At 32.7% G+C, this 2,407-nt stretch carries 2 protein-coding genes; one reads left to right on the forward strand and one right to left on the reverse strand.

Features of this window, described 5'->3' with window-relative positions:
- The first annotated feature begins 741 nt into the window (after window positions 1–741).
- Entirely contained in the window at window positions 742–1,371 is a 630-nt protein-coding gene (locus AC1DND_RS25825) for a hypothetical protein (RefSeq protein ID WP_477585441.1), read from the forward strand.
- Between the two features lie 2 nt (window positions 1,372–1,373).
- On the opposite strand, the gene AC1DND_RS25830 is transcribed toward AC1DND_RS25825, so the two are convergent.
- Window positions 1,374–1,832 (reverse strand): MaoC family dehydratase, encoded by a 459-nt coding sequence (locus AC1DND_RS25830; protein WP_029274701.1) that lies wholly within the window; start codon window positions 1,830–1,832, stop codon window positions 1,374–1,376.
- Window positions 1,833–2,407: the final 575 nt, after the last annotated feature.

Genomic DNA, 2,407 nt, shown 5'->3' on the forward strand with positions numbered 1-2,407 from the left:
TCTTGTGCATTCGCCAGTACGATAGGCCGTTAGTAGTTCTAAAATAAATGTGCGAAAAAAGCGAAGGCACGCCTGCACATGCAAGATTTGATTAGTTTGAGAATAGGATATTTTACGTGGATCATTAAAATATCTTTGGTTTTTTAGATATTGATCATGTGATAATCAGTATGGTTTGTTTTAAATTATAAATCTTAATATAAAAATGTTGTTCGTTTCTAAAATGATGCACTTCTATTTTTTTTATCGGTCCTGAATATGATTCGTATGTAATATAATCACCCTCCCGGAGCGTTTGAAGCTCAGCACGGCTGGTCCATCTTTGTATTCTCATATTTGTGATAAACTGGCTCCTATAACAGGATCAACATTAAGGATTGCTGAAAGAGAGCGCCCTTTTTAACAGGATTTTCACCCGTTATTTGTCAGTATAGCTTTTATTTACTCACATAGAACATATAGTTATACTAGTTTTGCGCATACGTTAAAATGGTTTTTTTGTTACGGTAAAATAATCATCTAAAAAAACGTTTTTTGTAATTCGGTAACTCGAATAATTTTATAAAAATCGAAATTCTACCCACATGTTTTAAATGTAGGTAATCATTAAAACAATATAATTGCTGGCAAGAATATACTTTTCTACAGCACAGCTTAAATAAATGTAAAGTAAATTGTTCGTCAATTGTGAAGTGCAATAAACCGTTAATTCCATAATTTGCATTTGATTAATTGTTGGATATGAAAAATAAAATTTTGCCTTTTTTGGGGGTTATTTTATTCATTTGTTTTAGCTGTAACTCAACTAAGAATCTGACGGCTTCTCATGCTATCAGTACAACTGCTGAGCAAATAAAGGATGGCAACCAGTTAATTGATTCACTTTTAGCCGATCGGTTCAGTTACAACAAAGCGCTGATTGAAGATGGTTTTAATTCAAAAAAACAGCTTCCAAAACCCACAGCAATTATTAACAATACTCCGCTCAAAACCATTTCGTTCAATGGCTTAAATTATTTAGTTAAGGATGATAAAGTTGTTGACATTAAAGGACTTAAGTTATCCGCGTCAGCACTGTCTATAATAACCGAAAAGTTAGCATATTTAGATCAGATTCAGTACAATTGTTGTGAAAAAGCAAACCTGGAATACCAACAGAAAAATCGCGATATGAATGCCATTAAAACACTGGATCGTCAGTATTTTGCAGCACTGAATACCTTAAAAAATATCATTTCAAGCATAGCCACCGAAGCCAGAAAACGGGATGCATCTGTATCGATAGAAATGTCGCTAGCCAAAATCAAGTTACCCGATATCAAGAATCCCGATATGAAAACTAAGCGTAGTTATGTAGCCAAAATTGAATGATATCAGATGAAGTGGTACAAGAATACAACATCGCCCACATATGCTGGTTTGGGTTGGTCTTTAATCACAAGCGTTGCTTGAATCGTAACTTTAGTTATTCCCCTCAAATTGCTAATGCAATTTAATTTTGCTTTTAATTGCACTTCGCTATCCACTAAAACTGCCTGACCAAATTTAAAACGTTCAATACCATAATTGATCTCCATTTTAATATTACGTACATCCGCAATCTGTTTCCATAAATAAGGAATTAAGGATAAGGTTAAATATCCATGTGCTATTGTTGCCTTAAATGGCCCTTCATTTTTAGCTTTTTCCGGGTCGGTGTGTATCCATTGGTGATCTAAGGTTGCATCGGCAAATTTATTAATCTGTTCTTGGTCTATGGTATGCCATTGAGAAACACCTAGTTCTTTACCTAGATGTGATTCATACTCTTCGAAATTATTAATCACCAACATATATTCTGTTTATAAGATTAGTACTGTTTAAAACTCCTTTAGGCATAACAATCCTTCAGGTATTATAGTTTTATTCACTCTTTAGTATTCAATTATAATCATAATAACGGTGTATTTGCAGGATATGGTTGAAAATATTCAAAAGATTTTTCTGTCCATTTTGCATTGATTTATGAACAGCAAGTGCAGGTTGTTTATAATCAGCTAGATAAGCATTATCGCTGTTTACTCAAAATCGATTAAATTTTAAAAAAAAGAAGTAACTGGAAGCAAAGGATGCTAACCTGGCCAGTGGGCTAATAAATGGCGCTGGAGGAAATGTAGTATGAGATGGAGAATGTAAGAGGAGAGATGTAAAATGGATGATGGATGTCTTGCTAACTATTACTCGGGTTCGAAAATAAAAGCGCTTCACTCAACGCTAAGTACTTTTATTTTTTGTTTAAATGTTTTGATTTTAAGGTTGTTAAATATTATCTAAATATTTAATTTGATATATTTAAATTAAAATTTAGATTTGTCTAAAAWTATATTTAGACAAATCATTTCTGTTCATGAAACCATTCTTACTATAC

The sequence above is a fragment of the Pedobacter sp. 01N416 genome, assembly GCF_056399685.1.